This window comes from Lacticaseibacillus sp. 866-1 (genome assembly GCF_016861825.1).
GTDB lineage: Bacteria > Bacillota > Bacilli > Lactobacillales > Lactobacillaceae > Lacticaseibacillus.
In genome coordinates, this window is record NZ_BOLU01000025.1 from 19,850 (window position 1) to 37,826 (window position 17,977).

Consider the following 17,977-nt stretch of genomic DNA (forward strand, 5'->3'; position numbering starts at 1 on the left):
ACTTACACTCCTTTGGGTTGAGAAAATGTGCCATGGTCGTCGATCAGCTGCTTCAGCACCCGGTCGACCCCCTTTTCGACGTTAGGCGGGGCGACCAGCGTCGTCACGCCTGCAAGCGCCGGATCGCCGTCGGCCATGCGCAGTCCGCAGCCCGCGACTTTCAGCATCGGCGCATCGTTTTGGGCGTCGCCGAACGCCAGGACTTGCGCCAGTGGCACCTGCAGCCGCTGGCACAGCGCAGTCAGCGCTGACCCTTTATTGACCCTAGCGTCAGTGATGCCCAGTGCGTCGGCCTCACCTGCAGTCACCTGCAGGATCGCGCCGAATTGTGCGGTGATTGCCGCGTGCACGGCAGCCAGGCGCGAGGGCGAAACCAGCAACGTGACCTTGGCCACATCATCAAGCCGCGTGAAGGCCGAGACCTCAGTGACCCGCATGAAGAAGTGCCGCAGCTGGGCGGCCGCTTTTGCGTGCCCGGTGAGCAGCTCGGCCCCATTCAGTCGGCACAACACCGGCAGTGCCCCCAGCGCGTCTGCTTGCTTGATCAGGGCTTTCACTGTGTCCTTCGCCAGCAGCCGCGCCTGAATGACCCGGCCGCGGCGGGCCACCACCGCACCGTTGTGTGCGATCACCCAGTCGGCCCCCGGCAGCAGCGCCAACAGGGTGGGCAGATCCCGGCCGCTGACCGGCACAAAGTCGATGCCGATTGTGGCCAACTGTTGAAGCAGACTGACCGTCGCCTCGGCGAGCGTCCCGCTTGGCCGGAGCAGCGTGTGGTCGAGGTCGCTGGCGACCAGTTTGATCTGCGTCATCAGTTGAAGTGGTAAATCTGCTGCAGCAGCCGATAAAAATCGACGCTGGTGTGGCGGCCCAGCCACCCCGGCAGATTGACCCCAACGCCCACCACGCTGGTGCGCGCCTGACGAGAAAAGCGCGGCGCCGTCATGCGCATGTAGCGCCAGAGATTGGCTTTTTTGTGGCGGGCCTCAGGCGTCCCCTGCCGCAGGAGCAGGATCGATGAGATGCCGGTGACGATTTCCGTGTACCGGGCCATGTACCGGTAAAGATGCGGCTCGAGCTCGCCCGCTGCGGCAATTACCTTGATCATGCGCCGGTTCACCGCCAGCTGCTGGTCAATGCGCTTGATCATGACGGATTCGTGAACGGACTGGTCCGGCCGCCCGATAAAGTAGTGATAAAGGTCGACATCCAAGTAATACAACCGCTTGGTCTGCGGCAGCGGCTCCAGCGCAAACAAATTGTCGACGTAAAACGTGTGTGTGGGCAGTTGAAGCGGCAAGTCGCGCAGCAGCGCAGTCCGGTAGATCAGCGCGTGCATCAGCAGGTACTGCCCGACTGGCAGGCAAACCTCAGGCCAGCCAAAAACGCGGTGCTGCGGCAGGCCGTGGCGGTAGCGCGTCACTTTTTTGTGGCGCGCGCCCACCTTGTCGTAAATGTAATTGCTGATGAACAAATCCACCGGCGCGGGTAAACTTTCAAGCGTCCTCAGCACCTGGTGAAAAGCGGCCTCATCAAGCCAGTCGTCCGAGTCCACCACCTTGAGGTAAGTCCCAGTTGCCACCTTCAGACCGGCATTAATGGCCCCGCCGTGGCCGGCGTTTTCCTGGTGCACTGCCCGCACTTGCGTCGGATAGCGGCGCGCATAGTCGTCAACCAATGCCGGCGTGCCATCGGTGGACCCATCGTCAACCAAAATGATTTCCACGGCAGCGCCGCCCACCAGCAGCGAGTCAACGCAGCGCGCCATGTAATCTGCCGCGTTGTAACAAGGCACAATCATGCTGAGAGTCTTCAATCACCAAACCCACTTTCCCATCAAGTAAACGCTTGTTCAATCATAATATAATTTGCCCCTGCCCGCACGCGCAAAAAAGACCCGGCTTAATCCGCTGGGTCTGAAGGGTGAAGTGGCGGCAGCTTGTCCTGCCAGCTTTGCATTTGGTCTAAAAAGCGTTTGGCCTTGGGCACGGTGCCCACCATGTCCTGATAAATGCGATCAAGGACTCGCCGCAGCTCACGCTTGGTGGCGGCGCTGACGGTGATCGAGTGCAACTGGTGCAAGTTAGTCACGGAAAACCGCCGCAGCAGGTAAAGCGCCTTGGGCTGCACGTGGAAGCGGTAGTCGTCAAGCGCCCAGTGGTCCTGACACAGCAAACCGCCGTATTTTTCCGAGAAATCAAGCGGCAGATCTGTGCGCCCATCCAGCACGCAGGCGCGCCAGTCCGGGGCCACCCCAAACGCGCCGAGCAACTGCACTTCCGCGATGTTCGCCACAATGCCCGCATCAAAGCCGGCATCGATCAGGTGGAGACTGGTGGCCGCAAAGTCGAACCAGGGGCCTAAATTCTCGCCATCCGGAAACGCCAGGTCGATCAGCCCCAGCACATAAGTCGCGTAGGCATTGAGTGAAATATCCCCGGCGATTTGCTGAAACTGTTCGACCTGCTTAACGGTGCTGAGGTACGACAGCCCTTTTTCGTTGATGGTGCCAACATAGGTGCCTTGAGTGAACGGCAGAATGCCAGCCGCCAACGGAAAGCCCGGTTTGCGCGCCCGATGAAGCAAAAACATCCGCTTGCCAAACTGATCCGTCGCGAGTTTGACCAGCATGTCAGACTCACGGTAGTTCTGCCGCGACAGCACCAGGCCGGCAAAGGTCACATCGCGGCGCGCCATCAGTGCAGGTCCTTGATGTTGTAGCCAAGGCTGCGCAGGTACTGGTTGTTATCACGCCAGTTCTTCTGCACCCGGACCCACAGCTTCAAATTGACCGACTCGCCCAGTAGCGCCTCAATGTCGCGGCGGGAGCGAATGCCAATCTGCTTCAGCATCGCGCCGCCTTTACCGATGATAATCCCCTTTTGCGAGTCGCGCTCAACGATGATGTACGCCTCGATTTGAAGCTTGCCGTTGACGCGGTCCTTCATGCGCTCGACCTCAACGGCAACGGAATGCGGCACCTCGTCGCGCGTCAGCTCAAGGATCTTTTCCCGGATCAGCTCGCCGACGACAAAATACTCAGGGTGATCCGTCAGCTGATCGTCCGGGTAATACTGCGGGCCCTCAGGCAGTGCCTTAGTTAATTCGCCGAGCAGCTCGTCGACGTTGTTGCCCATGGTAGCGGAAATTGGGAACACCCCGGTAAAGTCGCGGGCCGTCTGGTACTGCTTGATGCGCGGCAGCAAGTCGTCGGGGTGGACCAGGTCGATTTTGTTGATGACCAGGTAAACTGGGGTCTTCACCGGCTTGAGCTGATTGATGATGTATTGGTCGCCAGGGCCCATTGCCTCGTCGGCCGCGACCATGAACAAAACGGCGTCGACCTGGTTCAGGGTCGACAGCGCCGCCGTATCCATGTAATCGTCCAGCTGGTTCTTCGGCTTGTGGATTCCTGGGGTGTCGACAAAAACAATTTGCACGTCATCCGTGGTGTAGATCCCGTTGATCTTGTTGCGGGTGGTCTGCGCCTTGGGCGACATGATCGCAATTTTCTCGCCCAGGATGCGGTTCATGAACGTGGATTTACCGACGTTTGGCCGGCCGATAATGGCAACGAAACCTGAATGATGACTCATTTCTGCATATCTCCTTTGGTAAAAGCCCCTGGCAGCAAATTCGCCACGGTGGTGTCAGTCTGCTCGCCGGTCAAGTTGGTCAAGGTCACCGGCGCGTCCGGCGCGAAGAACTCCGCCATCACCTGCCGGCACGCCCCACACGGCGAGATTGGCCCGGTGGTGTCGCCGATGATTGCGATTGCTTCCAGCCGCAGATGACCAGCCGATACTGCCTTGAAAATGGCGGTTCGCTCGGCGCACATTGCCAGCCCGTAGCTCGCGTTTTCAATGTTGCAGCCGGTAAAAATCGTGTCGCCCACCTTCACGGCGGCGCCGACCTTGAAATGGGAATACGGCACATAGGCTTTTTCACGTGCCTGCTTGGCCGCCTCAATCAATTCATCCATGTTTCATCCTCCTAACCCCAGCTCGTCAGCAGCCGCCACAGCGGCGGCAGGAACACATACAGGCCGCAAACCACGGCGATGCCGCTGGCAACCAGCACGGCGCCGGCACTCATGTCTTTAATCCGCTTGGCCCGCTCGTCGAACTGATGGCCGACCACTAAATCGACGACATTTTCGATGATGGTGTTCCACAGCTCCATCAAAAAGACCAGCATCACCGCCAGCAGCAAGATGAACCACTGAAAGCGGCCGACCTGAAACACCCAGGCAAAAATAAACACGACCAGCGCCATCAGACCTTCGCGCCGAAAATTCCCTTCGCGCAGGTAAACCCCAAATAAGCCGGTCAGCGCATGCTTAAGGGACTGACCAAAGTGGTGATTTTTCTCGATTTGCTTATCTCGGGAGGCCATAGGCGTCTAGGATCTTTTCTTGCAGCGGGATCATGACCGCTTCGTCTTCCGGCTTGATGTGATCGTAACCGTTCAGGTGTAAAAAGCCGTGGACCACCGTGTAGCCCAGCTCGCGTTCAAATGAGTGACCGTAATCCTTGGCCTGGCGCGCCACCTGGTCGGGGTCGATGAACAAATCGCCGATATTTTCCGGCATGTCAGGGAAGCCGACCAACTGCTCGTCGTCGCCGTCTTCAATGGCAAAAGAAATGACATCAGTCACCCGGTCGGTGTTGCGGTACTGCTTGTTGATGCGGTGAATCTCCTCATCGGAGACAATTGTGATCGACATCTCGGTGTCTTCGGCTTTGTTCAGCTCCTTGCCGGCAAACTCAACCAGCTCCTTAGCCAGCTTCGTGTGGGCATCATCCAAGCGGTGGTCATCATCATAAAATTCCAGATCCATTATGCTTCTCCTTTAGTTGGTGCATCGTCTTTGGGGTATTCAATGCGAGTGTAGAAGGTGCTGGTCAAGCCGCCGACCAGCGAGGCCTCGACCTGCCGCAGCTGTTCGACCGTGATGGGCGACTCGTCAAACTGCCCATCCAGCAGACGCTCATTGGTGATGTTGTGAACGAATGTCTGAATCGACGCCTGCGTCGGATGTTTCATCGACCGCACCGCGGCCTCACAGGTGTCGGCAATGTTGACCACCGCCGCCTCAATGGTTTGCGGCTTCGGGCCATCGTAGCGATAGTCGCTTTCTTTAGTGCTCGGGTCGGCTTCTTTGGCCTCATGGTAAAAGTACTTCATCAGCGTGGTGCCATGGTGCTGCTGACAGATGTCGATGATGAACTGCGGCATGTGGCGCGCTTTTAGCATCGCCACGCCGTCTGTGACATGGGCGAAAATGATGGTCGCCGATTCTGGCGCCGTCAGGTGATTGTGCGGCGAGTCGAAGCCCGCCGGCTGATTCTCGGTAAAATAAAGCGGCTTTTTCAACTTACCGACATCGTGGTAATAACAGGCCACGCGAGTCAGCATCGTGCGCCCGCCAATCGCCGCCACGGCGTTGGACGCCAGGCTTGCGACCATCATGCTGTGATGATACGTCCCAGGCGCCTTTTCCATCAAATCCCGCAGCAGCGGATCATTGGGGTCGCTCAGCTGGTTCAGCTTAAACACCGAATCATCCTGCCAAATCATTTCCAGGTACGGCGTGGCGCCAAGCGCCAGCACGTAGCCGAGCACCTGCCCGACCACAATGAAGCCCAGCGACTGCCAGGTGGCCAGCGCCGTGAAGCGTGCGCCTTGCAGTAGCAGCGTGCTCAAAGTCAGCAGCAAGTTGACCCCCACGACCCAAAACGCCACCAGTTTGGCCTCATCGTTCAAGCGCTTGCGCTGCACCATGACCGCCAGCACGCCAGAGGTCAGGTAGCTGATCGCAGTGGCGGCGGTGAACAGGGTGCCGGTCGTCGAATAAAAGACGAAAAATGCCAGGAACGTCTGCATTAAAGCGGCCAGCAGCGCAAAGCGGCGCCCGATAAAGTTGCGCAGCAGCAGCGGCACCAAGGCTGCCGGCAGCAGCATGGCTAAGTTGGCCCCACCGGTTTTGGCCACAAAGCGCAGCCCCAGCATCACGAGTACGGAAAGCCCGATCAGGCCGCTGTACAGCAGGGCAAGCTTGCGCTGGCGCTTTGCCGGGTACTGCCGCAACAGCGCCAGCAAAGCGATAGCCTGAATCACCACTAGCAGCAGCAGACCAAACAACGCCCAAGGCGCGCGCCGCTTGGTCAGCCCCAGCACATCAAGTTGATGGCTGACGGTACGGTCAACGATTTGCCCCTGCTGCACGATCACCTGCCCCTGCACGATTTCGACTGGGTCAACCGCCAGCCGGGCTTCCGCTTGCTTGGCCTTGGTCTTGGCCTCATTGATCAGCTGATTGGGGATGATCGTCTGTTCGATCAACGTCGTGCCCATCCGCCGCTGCGCAGTGGTCAGGTCGCTGGTCGACAGTTCCGCCGTGGCCGCCTTCTGGGCACTGGCCAAGTTTGAGTCGGTCAACCGGCCCTGCAACTGGCGCTCAACAGCAGGCACAACCGTTTTGAAAACCATGTCCCGCTCCTGGGCGGTCAGCGCGAAGGCCGCCTTATAAAAGCGGTCGGGAAACTGATAAAAATACGGGTACTCGCTTTTCGCATACGTGTCGCGAAACGCAGCCGTTAAGGCACCGGGCGTTGGTTTAACGTACACGGCATTCGCGTCTTTGCCAGAGGCGTCCTGATATTTTTTCTGGGCCGCACTGACCACCTGGTTTTCGGTGGTCGTCATCGCCTTTTGCAGCCGGTCCAGCTGGTCTTGCTGCTTGGTGCTGACCGTTGAATCGTAGCTGTAAACCGGGGCGGTCGCATTGGCTGCCGCTTTGCGCGCCTGCGCCGTGGCAGGTTGATCCTGCACGGTTTGGGTGGCAATGATGGTCTCTTCTGCCGGCGTGTTCAGGGTGACGTGCACCGGCTTGGGTAGGGTGATCCACGCCAGGGCGGAAATTAATGCTGCCGAAAGCAACACCACTACCAGCACGGCACTTTTGCGCCACTTCACTGCGTTTTGCATGGGCCCTCCTGACTATTGGGGTTGGTCAGCCTTCCCGTACGCCTCGATGATCTTGGCCACGACCGGGTGGCGCACGACATCACTGGCCGAAAAGCTGGCAAACCCGATGTGATCGATGTCCTGTAAGATCCGCTGGGCCTGGATCAGCCCACTGCTTTGATGGTTCGGCAGGTCAATTTGGGTGATGTCACCATTGACGATCATTTTGGAAGAAAAGCCCAGGCGGGTCAGAAACATTTTCATCTGCGCCTGGGTGGTGTTTTGCGCCTCATCCAAAATGGCAAACGCATTGTCCAAGGTGCGCCCGCGCATGTAGGCAAGCGGCGCGATCTCAATCACGCCGCGGTCCATCAAGCGGTTGGTGTGGTCAGTGCCCAGAACGGCGTACAACGCGTCATAAATCGGGCGCAGGTAAGGGTCCACCTTTTCCTTCAGGTCGCCAGGCAGAAACCCGAGGTTCTCCCCCGCCTCGACTGCCGGGCGCGTGAGGATCAGTTTTTCGACCTCACCGGCCTTCATCGCGGCAACGGCCATGACCACGGCTAGGTAGGTTTTACCGGTCCCGGCCGGGCCGATGCCAAAGGTGATGTCGTTGTGCTTGATGGATTGGACGTACTGGCGCTGGCCAAAGTTCTTGACGCGAATCGGCGCCCCCTTGGCATCGCGCAGCAGTGTTTCGGAGTACATGTCGGCAAAATACTCCAGGGTGCCGCGCTGCGCCATGTTGACACCGGAGACCACGTCCTGAGGCGCAATCGCGATGCCGCGGCTCAGCAGCGTCAACAGCTGCTTAATTAGTTGGTACGCAAGACTGGTGGCCTTGGGGCTGCCGGAAATTTTCAGCGTGTCGCCAAACGGGGCGATCAGCACGTCCAGCGCCTCTTCGATCAGGGTTAAGTTTTCATCATTGATCCCAGCAAGGGCGATTGCTTGATCGGTGCTGGCTAGGGACAGGGACTTTTCTACGGATTCTTCTGCCAAGAAGCCGCCTCCTCATTGAGTTTCTTTCATTTTACCATAAAAAAGCCGCGTCACAGCGAAGTGACGCGGCTTCCCAACGGGCAATCAGGATTACTGAAGCTTCCCCTTGACCAGCTTGTTAACCAGGGCTCCATCAGCTTGACCCTTGACCTTCGGCATCAAGGTCTTCATGACCTTCCCAAAGTCCGCCTTGCCGGTAGCGCCAGTTTCCTTGATGGTCTCATCGACGAGCTTTTCGACCTGCGCCTCATCCATCTGCGTCGGCAGATAGGCTTCAACGATCTTGATTTCCGCCTTAAGCGGGGTCACCAGGTCTTCGCGGCCGGCGTTTTCGAACTCCGTCAGACTCTCCTTGCGCTGCTTCAGCTCGGTCGAAAGTACCGCTTGTTCCTCGGCGTCGCTCAGGTCATGGCCGACCTCGATCTGCTTGTTTTGCAGTGCGGCCTTCAGCATCCGGACGGTGCTCAAGGTGGCCTTGTCCTTGGCCTTCATTGCTGTTTTCATCTGTTCGTTCAATTGATCCAACACTGCCATAATGAACTCCCTTTCTTCATTTGCAACAAAAAACGCGCACCAGGTCGGCGCGCGTCCGCGAATCTTTAGAACTTCTTGCGCTTGCGTGCAGCTTCGGACTTTAACTTCCGCTTAACGCTTGGCTTTTCGTAGAATTCCCGCTTGCGGTATTCGGCTAATGTACCTGACTTGGATACGGTGCGCTTGAAGCGCCGAAGAGCATCATCGAGAGATTCGTTTTTCTTAACGACTGTCTTTGCCATATGATATCCCTCCCTCCGACACTTGCGTAACCATCGATTCTTGCATCTCTAGTTCTCAACTATTATATCGAACATCAAAAAACGCGTCAATACGGCAATCGCGAAATATGTGAGATATTTGGCAAAAAAGTGGCGTTTTTGACACCAAAGCGTGCCTGAGGCCCAATTATGATATGATAACGGTATCAATTGACGAAGGACGGGAGAACAATGGGCGAAGAAACGAACTACTACATTATCTCGGATTCAATTGGGGAAACTGGGTTGAAACTGGCACAGGCGGTGGCCGCGCAGTTCGCCGGCCAAAGCGCCCACTACCTCCGGTTTCCGTTCGTGCACGAGCAGAAAAAGTTGTTGGAAACCCTCGACGCGGTCAAAGCCGACTCACGTGCGCTGGTGATCGCCACTTTGGTCACCCCAGGATTGGCCCAGGCCGGGCGCACTTACGCCAAGGAGATCGCGCTGCCCTTCATCGATGTCATGACGCCGATCCTGCATGCCGTCGCCGCGGAAACTGGCGATCAACCCGGTGGCGTCGCCGGGGCGGTCCACAACTTGGACGAGAAATACTTCGACCGCATCTCCGCGATGGAGTTTGCCGTGATGTACGATGACGGCAAAGACCCCAAAGGCTTTTTGGAGGCGGACATCGTGCTGCTCGGCGTCTCTCGCACCAGCAAGACACCGCTGTCGCTGTTCCTAGCGAACCGCAACCTCAAAGTCGCGAACCTGCCGCTGGTCCCGAACGCCCACATTCCCGAAGAAATCTGGAAGGTCGACCCCAAGAAAATCGTGGGGCTGACCACCGACGCCTCAGTCCTGATGGAATTTCGCCGCCAGCGCATGATTGCTTACGGGCTGAATCCTGACACCGCCTACTCCGCCCGCGATCAAGTCAACGAGGAGCTGACCTTCGCCGACGACTTGTACAAGAAGATTGGCTGCATGGTCATCAACACCGCCCACCGGTCAATCGAGGAAACCGCCATGCTGATTCTGGAGCACATGGGCCTTGACGAAACTGACGACCCCACCAAACAATAAACTTTCAGACGCGCAAACGGCCACCCGACCTGCTTGAAGTCGGATGGCCGTTTTTGCGTGATTGCATGCAGGCTACTTGCTTAGCGGCGCTGCGCCCAGCGCGACCAGCTGCTCCGGGCGAAAGGCTTCGTCCTTCAGCCAGCCGATCTCGACCCCATACGGCGGGACCATGTGCGCCTTGTCCGGACCCACGTACGGCGTTTCAAGAATTTTGGGAATGGCGGTCAGCTGCGGGTGATGGACAATCGCATTCAGGCAGTCAAAGCCAAGTGTGCCAAACCCGATGTTCTGATGCCGGTCCTTGTGCGCGCCTTGCGGATTTTTCGAGTCGTTGACGTGCACCACGGCCAGCTTATCCAGCCCGATCACGTGATCAAAGGCGTTGAGCACCCCATCGAAGTCTTCCTTGACGTTGTAGCCGGCGTCGCTCATGTGACAGGTATCCATCGTGACGGCAATCTTGTCCTTTAGCTCGACTTGGTCGATGATGGCGGCCAGCTGCTCAAACGTGCGGCCAACCTCCGTGCCTTTGCCGGCCATGGTTTCCAGCGCGATGAGCACATGCTGATCAGGTGAGATGATCTCGTTTAGGCCCTTGGTGATCTGCGCGATGGCGGCAGCATCGCCGGCGCCAACGTGGGCCCCGGGGTGAAACGGCATCGCGTAAGCGTGCAAGGCATCGGCCCGAGCAACTTCTTCCTTCATGAACTGCACCGCAAAGGCGTAGTTTTGCGGCTTGACCGTGTTGCCCAGATTCACGATGTACGGCGCGTGAATCACCAGGTGCGACAGGCCGGCGGCTTTCATGTCGGCCAGTCCCTCGGGGATGCGCATTTCCGACACGTCCTTGCGCCGGGTGTTTTGCGGGGCCCCGGTGTAAAACTGCAGCGTGGTCGCGCCGTAACTGGCCGCCTCCGCCACGGCCCCGACGAACATCCCCTTACCCTTCATTGACACATTTGCCCCAATCAGCATAGCTCTTCCTCCTTAAAAAGGCCGCGTCGCCGCAGCCCAAGTTTAATCTGTTTTCGGTTCGTAAAAATGCCCCATGATTTTCACCGACTGGGTGATCGACACGAACGCATACGGGTCGCTGCGCCGCATGGCATCTTCGAGATCGTATATCTCTGCCCGGGTGATGATGGTGAAAAGGATTGTTTTCTCCTCGTGGTGAAAGGCGCCTTCCGCGTCGTGCACGATGGTGATCCCGCGCCGGAGGGTGTTTTGAATCTCGTTAACGACGGCCTTCTGCTGGTCGGTCACAATCATCACCTGCAGCCGCTGCTGCCGGGTGTACATCGCGTCCATCACGCGCCCGTTGATAAAGATAGCAAGCGCCGAGTACAGCGCGTGCGGCCAGTCGTTGACAAAACCGGCCAGGAAAATGATCACAATGTTGATGGCAATGTTGACCGAGCCGATGGTGGCGCCGGTTTTCTTGCGCCAGACGATGCCGACAATGTCGAGCCCCCCGGTAGAAATGTTATTGCGCAGCGCAAAGCCGGTACCCAAGCCGTTGATCACCGCCCCGAAAATCGCGCAGACAATGGGATCAGTGGTCAGCGGCTTCACAACGCCCAACAAGCGAATCATGATCGTCGAGAAAATGACCGCCAGAAACGTGAACAAGGTGAACCGGTGCCCGATCTGCTTCCAGGCGACCACAAACAGTGGCACGTTCAGCAGAAACAGCAGCGTCCCGGTCGAAAACAGGTCAGTGGTCGCCATCGGGCCAAACGGGGTGCCAAAGGACACGTTGAACCACTTACGCACGACGGTGGCCAGCAGCTGGGCAGCCCCGGTGACCCCGCTGGCGAAGACGCCCCCTGGTTCCCAGAACATGTTCAGCGCCAAAGCGACACAGATACTGTAGAAAAACGCGGCGGTCAGCCGGCTCCAATTTTGGTGGCGGCGGATCAAGCGGTCAATTTCTTGCATAACAATCCCTTTCTGAAGGCTTAGTATGGCTAAGTATACCACAGCCAACCGCCACCCTTCGCGCCTGGCCCGCTTTCAGAAAAAATTAAAACCGACCCCAGAAAAGGCTCTGGAGTCGGCGCGGTTAATGCTGCCAGTGCTGGGCTTTAAACTGCTCACGGCCGCCGCGCTCTTCCATTTCAAAGCGCAACGGGTTCTTCTTGTAGAAGTCTTGATGGTAGTCCTCAGCCGGGTAAAACGGCTTGGCCGGTTCGATGCTGGTCACAATGGGCTCAGCAAACTTGCCACTGGCCGCCAGCTTGGCCTTCGAAGCTTCGGCGATGGCTTTTTGCTCAGGCGAGTTGTAAAAGATCACCGGGCGATACGAATCACCGCGATCTTGGAACTGCCCCATCGCGTCAGTCGGATCCGTTTGCTGCCAGTAAATCTCGACTAGCTGCGCGTATGAAATCACCGCCGGATCAAACTTGATCTCCACGGCCTCGGTGTGGCCGGTGGTGTGACTGGCGACCTGCTCGTAAGTGGGATTCGGCACGTGGCCGCCGGTGTAGCCGGAGATCACGGCGTTGATCCCAGGCTGGGTATCAAACGGCTGGACCATGCACCAGAAACACCCGCCGGCAAAAATTGCGGTTTCCTCTGCCATGTTACTTCGCCTCCTCAAACAACTGCTTGTACTGCCCGTACCCCTGTGCGTCCAGGTCGGTTAGGGGCACAAAGCGCAGCGCCGCCCCATTGATGCAGTAACGCAGCCCGCCTTTATCCTGCGGGCCGTCATTGAAGACATGCCCAAGATGCGAATCAGCCTCTTTGCTGCGCACTTCAACGCGCTCCATGAAAAAGCGGCTGTCCCGCTTTTCAGTCAGCTTGGCAATTGGTTTGGTAAAAGACGGCCAGCCGCAGCCGGCATCGTACTTATCCTGGGAGGAAAACAGCGGCTCCCCGGACACGACATCGACGTAGATGCCGGGCTGGTAGAAGTCGTCGTATTCACTGCTAAATGGCCGCTCAGTGCCAGCCTTTTGCGTCACGTCAAACTGCTCTGGGGTCAATTGCTTACGCAGTTCATTCAAGTCTTTTTCCATGCTCATCACCTCGCGCTCAGTATACCTGTTTTGAAAATAGATTGCCAGCAATCTAGTTGCAGGGCGGCAATTTTTTGCGAACAGAAAAAGCGCGCAAGAGATCATGGCCTAGTCGCGTTCCATAAAGCGACGCCCAAGCACACAAGGGCCTCTGCACCGCGATTCTAAGAACGAATCGTGGCCCAGAGACCCTTGTGTTGTGGGCTAAAACCGCTTTATGTCACAGCCTTTTCCCCACCAAACTATTCAGTTAACTCGTCATCGCCTTGGTGTGCCGCGTTGGGATCAACGTTTGCGCGCACCTGAATGCCAAGGTCCTCAAGCTGCACATCGGCAACCGGGGTCGGCGCGTTGGTCATCGGCTCGGAAGCCTTCGAGTTCTTCGGGAAGGCGATCACGTCGCGAATATTGTCGCGGTTCAAGAGCAGCATCACAAAACGGTCGAGGCCAATGGCCAGCCCACCATGCGGCGGGAAGCCGTAGGTCAACGCGTCAAGCAGGAAGCCGAATGACTTTTGCGCGCGTTCCGGCGTAAAGCCCAGCGCCTTGAGCATTTTTTCCTGAATCTCGCGGCTGTGGATACGAATCGAGCCGCCGCCCAGTTCGTCCCCGTTCATGATGATGTCGTAAGACTGCGCGTGGGCGCTGTGCGGATCGGTGTCCAGCAGGGGCACATCTTCCTCATTTGGCATGGTGAACGGATGGTGCGCCGGGACCCAGCGCTGAATCCCTTCATCGAATTCAAACAGCGGCCAGTTGACGACCCAGCAGAAGTTGTACTGGGATTCGTCGACCAGACCCAGGTCATGGCCGAAGTGCGTGCGCAGATAACCGAGGCTGGCGGCGACGACACTGGCTTCATCGGCCACAAACAAAACGAGGTCGCCAGCTTTGGCGCCCAGTGGCTGAGTCAAGGCTTGGCCGTCGCCGAAGAACTTGCTGATTGGGCCGGCAATGCCGTCATCGGTGACCTTGAGCCAGGCCAGCCCCTTGGCCCCAAAGCGCTTAATGTAGTCCTGCTGCTCGTCGATCTTCTTGCGGGAGTACTTGGCTGCGCCCCCTGGCAAAACGATTGCCCGGACTTGGCCACCATTGGCCACGGCGCCGCTGAAGACTTTGAAGTCGGAATCTTTGACCAGGTCAGAAACATCCTGGATCTTCATGTCAAAGCGCAGGTCCGGCCGGTCGGAACCGTAAAGGTCCATGGCGTCCTGCCACTGGATCCGCGGGAGCGGGCGCTTAACGTCCACGCCCTTCACTTCCTTCATCACTCGGGCGATCAGGCCCTCGGTGAGGTCCTGGATCTCCTGCTGGTTCAAGAAGCTGGTTTCCATGTCGATTTGAGTGAACTCAGGCTGGCGATCGCCGCGCAGATCCTCGTCACGGTAGCAGCGGGCAATCTGGTAGTAGCGGTCAAAGCCCGCCCCCATCAGCAGCTGCTTGAACAGCTGCGGGGACTGCGGCAGCGCGTAAAAACTGCCTGGGTAAACCCGGGATGGCACCAAGTAGTCGCGCGCCCCTTCAGGTGTGGAGGCCGTCAAGGTTGGCGTCTCGATGTCGAGAAACCCATTTTCGTCGAAGTAGTGGTGCACTGCGGACATCACCTTGCTGCGAGTGATGATGGCTTCCTGCATCTCCGGCCGGCGCAAGTCAAGGTAGCGATACTTCAGCTTGGTTTCCTCGGTCGCATTGACGCCATCGGCAATGTCAAACGGCGGGGTCTTCGCCTTGTTCAGGACGATCGCCTTGGCAATTTCAATTTCGATCTCGCCGGTTTTCATGTCCTGGTTGATGGCTTCCGGCTTGCGCGCGGCCACCTTGCCGGTGACTTCAAGCACATACTCAGAGCGCGCCTCATTGGCTACGGCCAGTGCGTCTTCGCTAAATTCCTGCGAAAAGACGAGCTGCACGATCCCTGCGCGGTCGCGCAGGTCGATGAAAATCAGATTGCCGAGGCTGCGGCGCTTTTGCACCCAGCCCTTGAGGGTGACAGTTTCGCCCAGGTTCGCCTTGGTGACGTCCCCGGCATACATTGTGCGTTTACTCATGATCTGCCTCCAATTGTGCGGCGAGCTTGCTGAGGTCTGCTTCAACTTCAGCCTGCTTGAATTCTTTCTGCACACCGCTTTGCATATTTTTGACCTGAATCGTGCCGGCTTCAAGCTCGCTTTCACCCAGGGTCATCACCAGCTGGGCGTTGGCTTTATTCGCCGACTTGAACTGCGCCTTCGGTTTCCGATCCTGGAAGTCCATGTCGACCTCGATTCCTTGCCGCCGCAGCGCGTGCGCCAGGCGCAGGGCCGGCCCTTGGGCAGCCTCATCGATGGTGACGATGTACACCGGCAGACGCTCTTCGACGGTCTGCCCAGCCAGCAGCAGCATCGCGCGTTCCACGCCCATCGCAAACCCGACGCCCGGGGTCTCTGGGCCGCCGAGCTCTTCCACCAGCCCGTTGTAGCGGCCACCGGCAAGGACTGTGGTGTACCCACCGCCAAATACCGCGTCGTTGCTCATGACCTCAAAAATCGTGTGGTTATAGTAATCCAGGCCGCGCACCATGTCGGCATCGATCTCGTAGTCGATGCCCAATTCCTTGAGGTCGGCTTGCACCGCTTCAAAGTGGGAAGTCGCCGCTGGGGTCAGGTAGTCGAGGATCTTTGGCGCGTCTGCCACAATGGCCTGATCGCCTTTGTCCTTGCTGTCGAGGATGCGCAGCGGGTTCTTTTCCAGGCGCACCTTGGAGTCTTCCGACAGCTGGTCCTTGAACGGCGTCAGGAAGTCCACCAGCGCCTTGTGGTAAGCGGCGCGCGACTCGGGATCGCCCAGCGTGTTGATGGCAAACTTCAGCTGCTTGGCGCCCAGGGCCTCAAGCAGGTCCTTGGCCAGGGCAATCACTTCAGCGTCCAAAGCCGGGCTGTCAACACCAAACGCTTCCACTCCGATTTGGTGGAACTCGCGCTGGCGCCCACTTTGCGGCCGCTCGTAGCGGTACATCGGGCCCATGTAGTAGACCTTGTACGGCTTTTGGTGATCGGGGCCGTAGAGTTTATTTTCCACGTAGGCGCGAACCACGCCCGCGGTGCCTTCCGGGCGCAGCGCCATTTGGCGGCCGCCCTTATCCTCAAACGTGTACATTTCTTTTGAAACCACATCCGAGGTCTCACCACTGGAGCGGGCGAACACATCGTAGCTTTCAAACAACGGCGTGCGGATCTCACGATAGCGGTAATTTTCCATCACCTGTTTGGCGATGCCTTCAACGCGCTGCCACAGCGCGCTTTGGCCCGGCAGGATATCTGCGGTGCCTTTAGGTCGTTGATAACTCATAATTTTCTCCTTTAACGCTTGCCAACAAAAAACACCCCTCGTCATCGACGAAGGGTGCGGACACGGTACCACCTTGTGTTTTACTCAGCCATAACGGTGGCAACCGGAGCTCGTCAGCCTCAGAAGTGTCTTTTCGGTCGGTCCCGGCTTTCACCATCTCCGGGTCGCTGCGTGAAATTGACCTATCCTGCTTCCTCATCGGCGCTTGTATTTGCAATTAGCGTACGTTGTTTTCAGCAAATTGTCAACGGTCAGCGAGGAAAAAACCACGTGCTTCACGTTTTAGGCGATTAGATTTGGTATAATCACCCTAGTAGCGATTTATGTAGGGGATGAAAATGTGAAAATCAAGCAGCTAAAGCGCTGGCCGTTGGCCATTGCCTGCGCGCTGTTGATCGGCGTCTCGGCCGCCACCACCACGGTGCTGGCAGAAAGCAGCTCGATCACGGTGCGGGCGACTGTGCTCAACGTGCGCCTGGGGCCCGGCATGTCATACGGCTTGATGGGTCAAGTGCAGCGAGGCACCAAGCTGACCGTCATCAAACAGGAAAATTCATGGGATCAGGTGCGCCTGGCCGGCAATAAAATCGGTTGGGTCGCCTCTTGGCTGGTTGACCAAAACGAAGCGACGACCACCAGTGCGCGCACGGCGACGGTCACGGCTGGTGCCAACATTCGCCAGTACGCGTCAACCAGTGCCAAGGTCCTCGGCACCGCCGCGGCTGGTGACACCCTGGATGTGATTTATCAGGAAGGCAACTGGACGCAAATCGCGTACCACAATACCGCCGCCTGGGTCAGCACCAGCACCATTTCGTTGACCGGTAAAACCGTGACGCTGGCTTCCCCGCAGCAAACCCAGCCGCAAAGCCAAAAAGCCGCGCAAACGGTCAGCGCCATCAAGGTGACCACCAACCTGGCCGTCAACCTGCGCTCCGCCGCCGGCCTCAACGCGCCAGTGGTGACCCAGCTGCCGAAAAACACGACCGTCACCGTGCTGGACCAGTCCAGTGAGTGGTACAAAGTGCAAACGGCAGATGGCAAGACAGGCTACCTGGCTGCTTGGACCGTCACCGTTCCCGGCACCAAGGCCGCCAAGGCGGCCACCAACCTGGCTGAGGCCACCATCGTGCTGGATCCAGGGCACGGCGGCAGCGATTCCGGAGCCGAATCGACCAGCGGTAAGCACGAAAAGACCTACACGCTTCAAACCGCTCAGGCAATCGGCGCCGCATTAAGGGCGCAAGGCGCAAACGTCGTCTTCACCCGCTCTTCCGACACCTTTGTCGATCTGGCGCCCCGCCCGGTCGTCGCGGAAAAGGACCACGCGGATGCGTTCATCTCCGTTCACTTCGACTCCAGTGCCAACGCGAACGAGGCTTCCGGCTTCACCACCTACTATTACAACGCGAAAAAAGACATGCAGCTGGCCAAGGCCCTCAACCATGCCTTCGATACCAATCTGAGTATGACTAACCGCGGCGTGCAGTTTGGCAACTACGAGGTCATTCGCAACAACACCCAGCCGGCCGTGCTGCTGGAAATGGGCTATATCAACTCCGACAAGGACTTCGCCCACATCTCCTCTTCGACCTACCAGCAGCAGGTCGCAAGCGACGTGGTCAAGGGCCTGACCGCCTACTTCAAAGCTGGCAATCATCAGTAACCAACCGGCTCAAACAAAAAGTAGCGGGTGACGAAATTTTTTGGGCTCTTCGTCAAGTGAAGTTGAACATAATTTATGAGAGTATCTAGACCTTAATTGGTCTAGGTACTCTTTTTTTAAGCCGCCAGGTTGTGGGCTTTGGGGTTAAACCAGACACGCTCAAGGAAAAT

19 protein-coding genes are annotated in these 17,977 nt (G+C 57.9%); 2 read left to right on the forward strand and 17 right to left on the reverse strand.

The window, feature by feature from the left end; translation table 11 throughout:
* Window positions 1-2: 2 nt before the first annotated feature.
* The 11 genes from JUE30_RS08505 to rpsU all read right to left on the reverse strand — a co-directional run bounded on the left by JUE30_RS08505 (window position 3) and on the right by rpsU (window position 8,747).
* Window positions 3-812 carry an HAD family hydrolase gene (locus JUE30_RS08505; RefSeq protein ID WP_203624486.1) on the reverse strand — a complete coding sequence of 270 codons (810 nt, stop codon included), beginning with the start codon at window positions 810-812 and terminating at the stop codon, window positions 3-5.
* A complete protein-coding gene (locus JUE30_RS08510; protein ID WP_203624487.1) occupies window positions 812-1,801 on the reverse strand; it encodes a glycosyltransferase in 990 nt (329 codons plus the stop codon). Before JUE30_RS08510 ends, JUE30_RS08505 begins: the two co-directional genes overlap by 1 nt.
* Before the next feature lie 101 nt (window positions 1,802-1,902).
* Window positions 1,903-2,697 (reverse strand): DNA repair protein RecO, encoded by a 795-nt coding sequence (gene recO / locus JUE30_RS08515; protein ID WP_203624488.1) that lies wholly within the window; start codon window positions 2,695-2,697, stop codon window positions 1,903-1,905.
* Window positions 2,697-3,596, reverse strand: coding sequence for a GTPase Era (era, locus tag JUE30_RS08520; RefSeq protein WP_203624489.1), 900 nt, complete (start codon window positions 3,594-3,596; stop codon window positions 2,697-2,699). The genes recO and era overlap by 1 nt, the downstream gene beginning before the upstream one ends.
* On the reverse strand, window positions 3,593-3,982 hold the full coding sequence (locus tag JUE30_RS08525) for a cytidine deaminase (protein WP_203624490.1): 390 nt from the start codon (window positions 3,980-3,982) through the stop codon (window positions 3,593-3,595). The genes era and JUE30_RS08525 overlap by 4 nt, the downstream gene beginning before the upstream one ends.
* An 11-nt stretch (window positions 3,983-3,993) precedes the next feature.
* Entirely contained in the window at window positions 3,994-4,395 is a 402-nt protein-coding gene (locus tag JUE30_RS08530) for a diacylglycerol kinase family protein (RefSeq protein ID WP_203624491.1), read from the reverse strand.
* Window positions 4,379-4,840 carry an rRNA maturation RNase YbeY gene (gene ybeY / locus JUE30_RS08535; RefSeq protein ID WP_125754549.1) on the reverse strand — a complete coding sequence of 154 codons (462 nt, stop codon included), beginning with the start codon at window positions 4,838-4,840 and terminating at the stop codon, window positions 4,379-4,381. Before ybeY ends, JUE30_RS08530 begins: the two co-directional genes overlap by 17 nt.
* Entirely contained in the window at window positions 4,840-6,990 is a 2,151-nt protein-coding gene (locus tag JUE30_RS08540) for an HD family phosphohydrolase (protein WP_203624492.1), read from the reverse strand. The genes ybeY and JUE30_RS08540 overlap by 1 nt, the downstream gene beginning before the upstream one ends.
* Before the next feature lie 12 nt (window positions 6,991-7,002).
* On the reverse strand, window positions 7,003-7,971 hold the full coding sequence (locus tag JUE30_RS08545; RefSeq protein ID WP_203624493.1) for a PhoH family protein: 969 nt from the start codon (window positions 7,969-7,971) through the stop codon (window positions 7,003-7,005).
* A gap of 90 nt (window positions 7,972-8,061) precedes the next feature.
* Entirely contained in the window at window positions 8,062-8,505 is a 444-nt protein-coding gene (locus JUE30_RS08550; RefSeq protein ID WP_203624494.1) for a GatB/YqeY domain-containing protein, read from the reverse strand.
* A 65-nt stretch (window positions 8,506-8,570) separates the two neighbouring features.
* Window positions 8,571-8,747 (reverse strand): 30S ribosomal protein S21, encoded by a 177-nt coding sequence (gene rpsU / locus JUE30_RS08555; protein WP_054661478.1) that lies wholly within the window; start codon window positions 8,745-8,747, stop codon window positions 8,571-8,573.
* Window positions 8,748-8,957: 210 nt separating this feature from the next.
* Between rpsU and JUE30_RS08560 the strand changes: the two genes are divergently transcribed.
* The gene (locus JUE30_RS08560; protein WP_203624495.1) at window positions 8,958-9,791 is read left to right on the forward strand and encodes a pyruvate, water dikinase regulatory protein; all 834 of its coding nucleotides are present in this window, start codon (window positions 8,958-8,960) and stop codon (window positions 9,789-9,791) included.
* A gap of 72 nt (window positions 9,792-9,863) precedes the next feature.
* On the opposite strand, the gene JUE30_RS08565 is transcribed toward JUE30_RS08560, so the two are convergent.
* From JUE30_RS08565 to hisS, 6 genes are all read right to left on the reverse strand, one after another.
* Entirely contained in the window at window positions 9,864-10,766 is a 903-nt protein-coding gene (locus tag JUE30_RS08565; protein ID WP_203624496.1) for a deoxyribonuclease IV, read from the reverse strand.
* Window positions 10,767-10,808: 42 nt separating this feature from the next.
* The gene (locus tag JUE30_RS08570) at window positions 10,809-11,729 is read right to left on the reverse strand and encodes a YitT family protein (protein WP_125754558.1); all 921 of its coding nucleotides are present in this window, start codon (window positions 11,727-11,729) and stop codon (window positions 10,809-10,811) included.
* A gap of 124 nt (window positions 11,730-11,853) precedes the next feature.
* The gene (gene msrA / locus JUE30_RS08575) at window positions 11,854-12,375 is read right to left on the reverse strand and encodes a peptide-methionine (S)-S-oxide reductase MsrA (protein WP_203624497.1); all 522 of its coding nucleotides are present in this window, start codon (window positions 12,373-12,375) and stop codon (window positions 11,854-11,856) included.
* A gap of 1 nt (window position 12,376) precedes the next feature.
* Complete coding sequence (gene msrB, locus JUE30_RS08580; protein WP_203624498.1) at window positions 12,377-12,814, reverse strand: peptide-methionine (R)-S-oxide reductase MsrB; 438 nt, start codon at window positions 12,812-12,814, stop codon at window positions 12,377-12,379.
* A gap of 242 nt (window positions 12,815-13,056) precedes the next feature.
* Entirely contained in the window at window positions 13,057-14,862 is a 1,806-nt protein-coding gene (gene aspS, locus JUE30_RS08585) for an aspartate--tRNA ligase (protein ID WP_203624499.1), read from the reverse strand.
* Window positions 14,855-16,141 (reverse strand): histidine--tRNA ligase, encoded by a 1,287-nt coding sequence (hisS, locus tag JUE30_RS08590; protein WP_203624500.1) that lies wholly within the window; start codon window positions 16,139-16,141, stop codon window positions 14,855-14,857. The genes aspS and hisS overlap by 8 nt, the downstream gene beginning before the upstream one ends.
* Window positions 16,142-16,481: 340 nt before the next feature.
* Between hisS and JUE30_RS08595 the strand changes: the two genes are divergently transcribed.
* A complete protein-coding gene (locus JUE30_RS08595; protein ID WP_203624501.1) occupies window positions 16,482-17,807 on the forward strand; it encodes an N-acetylmuramoyl-L-alanine amidase in 1,326 nt (441 codons plus the stop codon).
* Window positions 17,808-17,977 lie beyond the last annotated feature (170 nt).

Excerpts from the sequence above, each read along its gene's own strand:
- rpsU (WP_054661478.1), bottom strand. The coding sequence starts at position 8,747 with ATGGCAAAGACAGTCGTTAAGAAAAACGAATCTCTCGATGATGCTCTT.
- JUE30_RS08510 (WP_203624487.1), bottom strand. The coding sequence starts at position 1,801 with ATGATTGTGCCTTGTTACAACGCGGCAGATTACATGGCGCGCTGCGTT.
- hisS (WP_203624500.1), bottom strand. The coding sequence starts at position 16,141 with ATGAGTTATCAACGACCTAAAGGCACCGCAGATATCCTGCCGGGCCAA.
- JUE30_RS08550 (WP_203624494.1), bottom strand. The coding sequence starts at position 8,505 with ATGGCAGTGTTGGATCAATTGAACGAACAGATGAAAACAGCAATGAAG.
- aspS (WP_203624499.1), bottom strand. The coding sequence starts at position 14,862 with ATGAGTAAACGCACAATGTATGCCGGGGACGTCACCAAGGCGAACCTG.
- msrA (WP_203624497.1), bottom strand. The coding sequence starts at position 12,375 with ATGGCAGAGGAAACCGCAATTTTTGCCGGCGGGTGTTTCTGGTGCATG.
- JUE30_RS08560 (WP_203624495.1), top strand. The coding sequence starts at position 8,958 with ATGGGCGAAGAAACGAACTACTACATTATCTCGGATTCAATTGGGGAA.
- JUE30_RS08530 (WP_203624491.1), bottom strand. The coding sequence starts at position 4,395 with ATGGCCTCCCGAGATAAGCAAATCGAGAAAAATCACCACTTTGGTCAG.
- JUE30_RS08540 (WP_203624492.1), bottom strand. The coding sequence starts at position 6,990 with ATGCAAAACGCAGTGAAGTGGCGCAAAAGTGCCGTGCTGGTAGTGGTG.
- recO (WP_203624488.1), bottom strand. The coding sequence starts at position 2,697 with ATGGCGCGCCGCGATGTGACCTTTGCCGGCCTGGTGCTGTCGCGGCAG.
- era (WP_203624489.1), bottom strand. The coding sequence starts at position 3,596 with ATGAGTCATCATTCAGGTTTCGTTGCCATTATCGGCCGGCCAAACGTC.
- JUE30_RS08570 (WP_125754558.1), bottom strand. The coding sequence starts at position 11,729 with ATGCAAGAAATTGACCGCTTGATCCGCCGCCACCAAAATTGGAGCCGG.
- msrB (WP_203624498.1), bottom strand. The coding sequence starts at position 12,814 with ATGGAAAAAGACTTGAATGAACTGCGTAAGCAATTGACCCCAGAGCAG.
- JUE30_RS08525 (WP_203624490.1), bottom strand. The coding sequence starts at position 3,982 with ATGGATGAATTGATTGAGGCGGCCAAGCAGGCACGTGAAAAAGCCTAT.
- JUE30_RS08505 (WP_203624486.1), bottom strand. The coding sequence starts at position 812 with ATGACGCAGATCAAACTGGTCGCCAGCGACCTCGACCACACGCTGCTC.
- JUE30_RS08565 (WP_203624496.1), bottom strand. The coding sequence starts at position 10,766 with ATGCTGATTGGGGCAAATGTGTCAATGAAGGGTAAGGGGATGTTCGTC.
- ybeY (WP_125754549.1), bottom strand. The coding sequence starts at position 4,840 with ATGGATCTGGAATTTTATGATGATGACCACCGCTTGGATGATGCCCAC.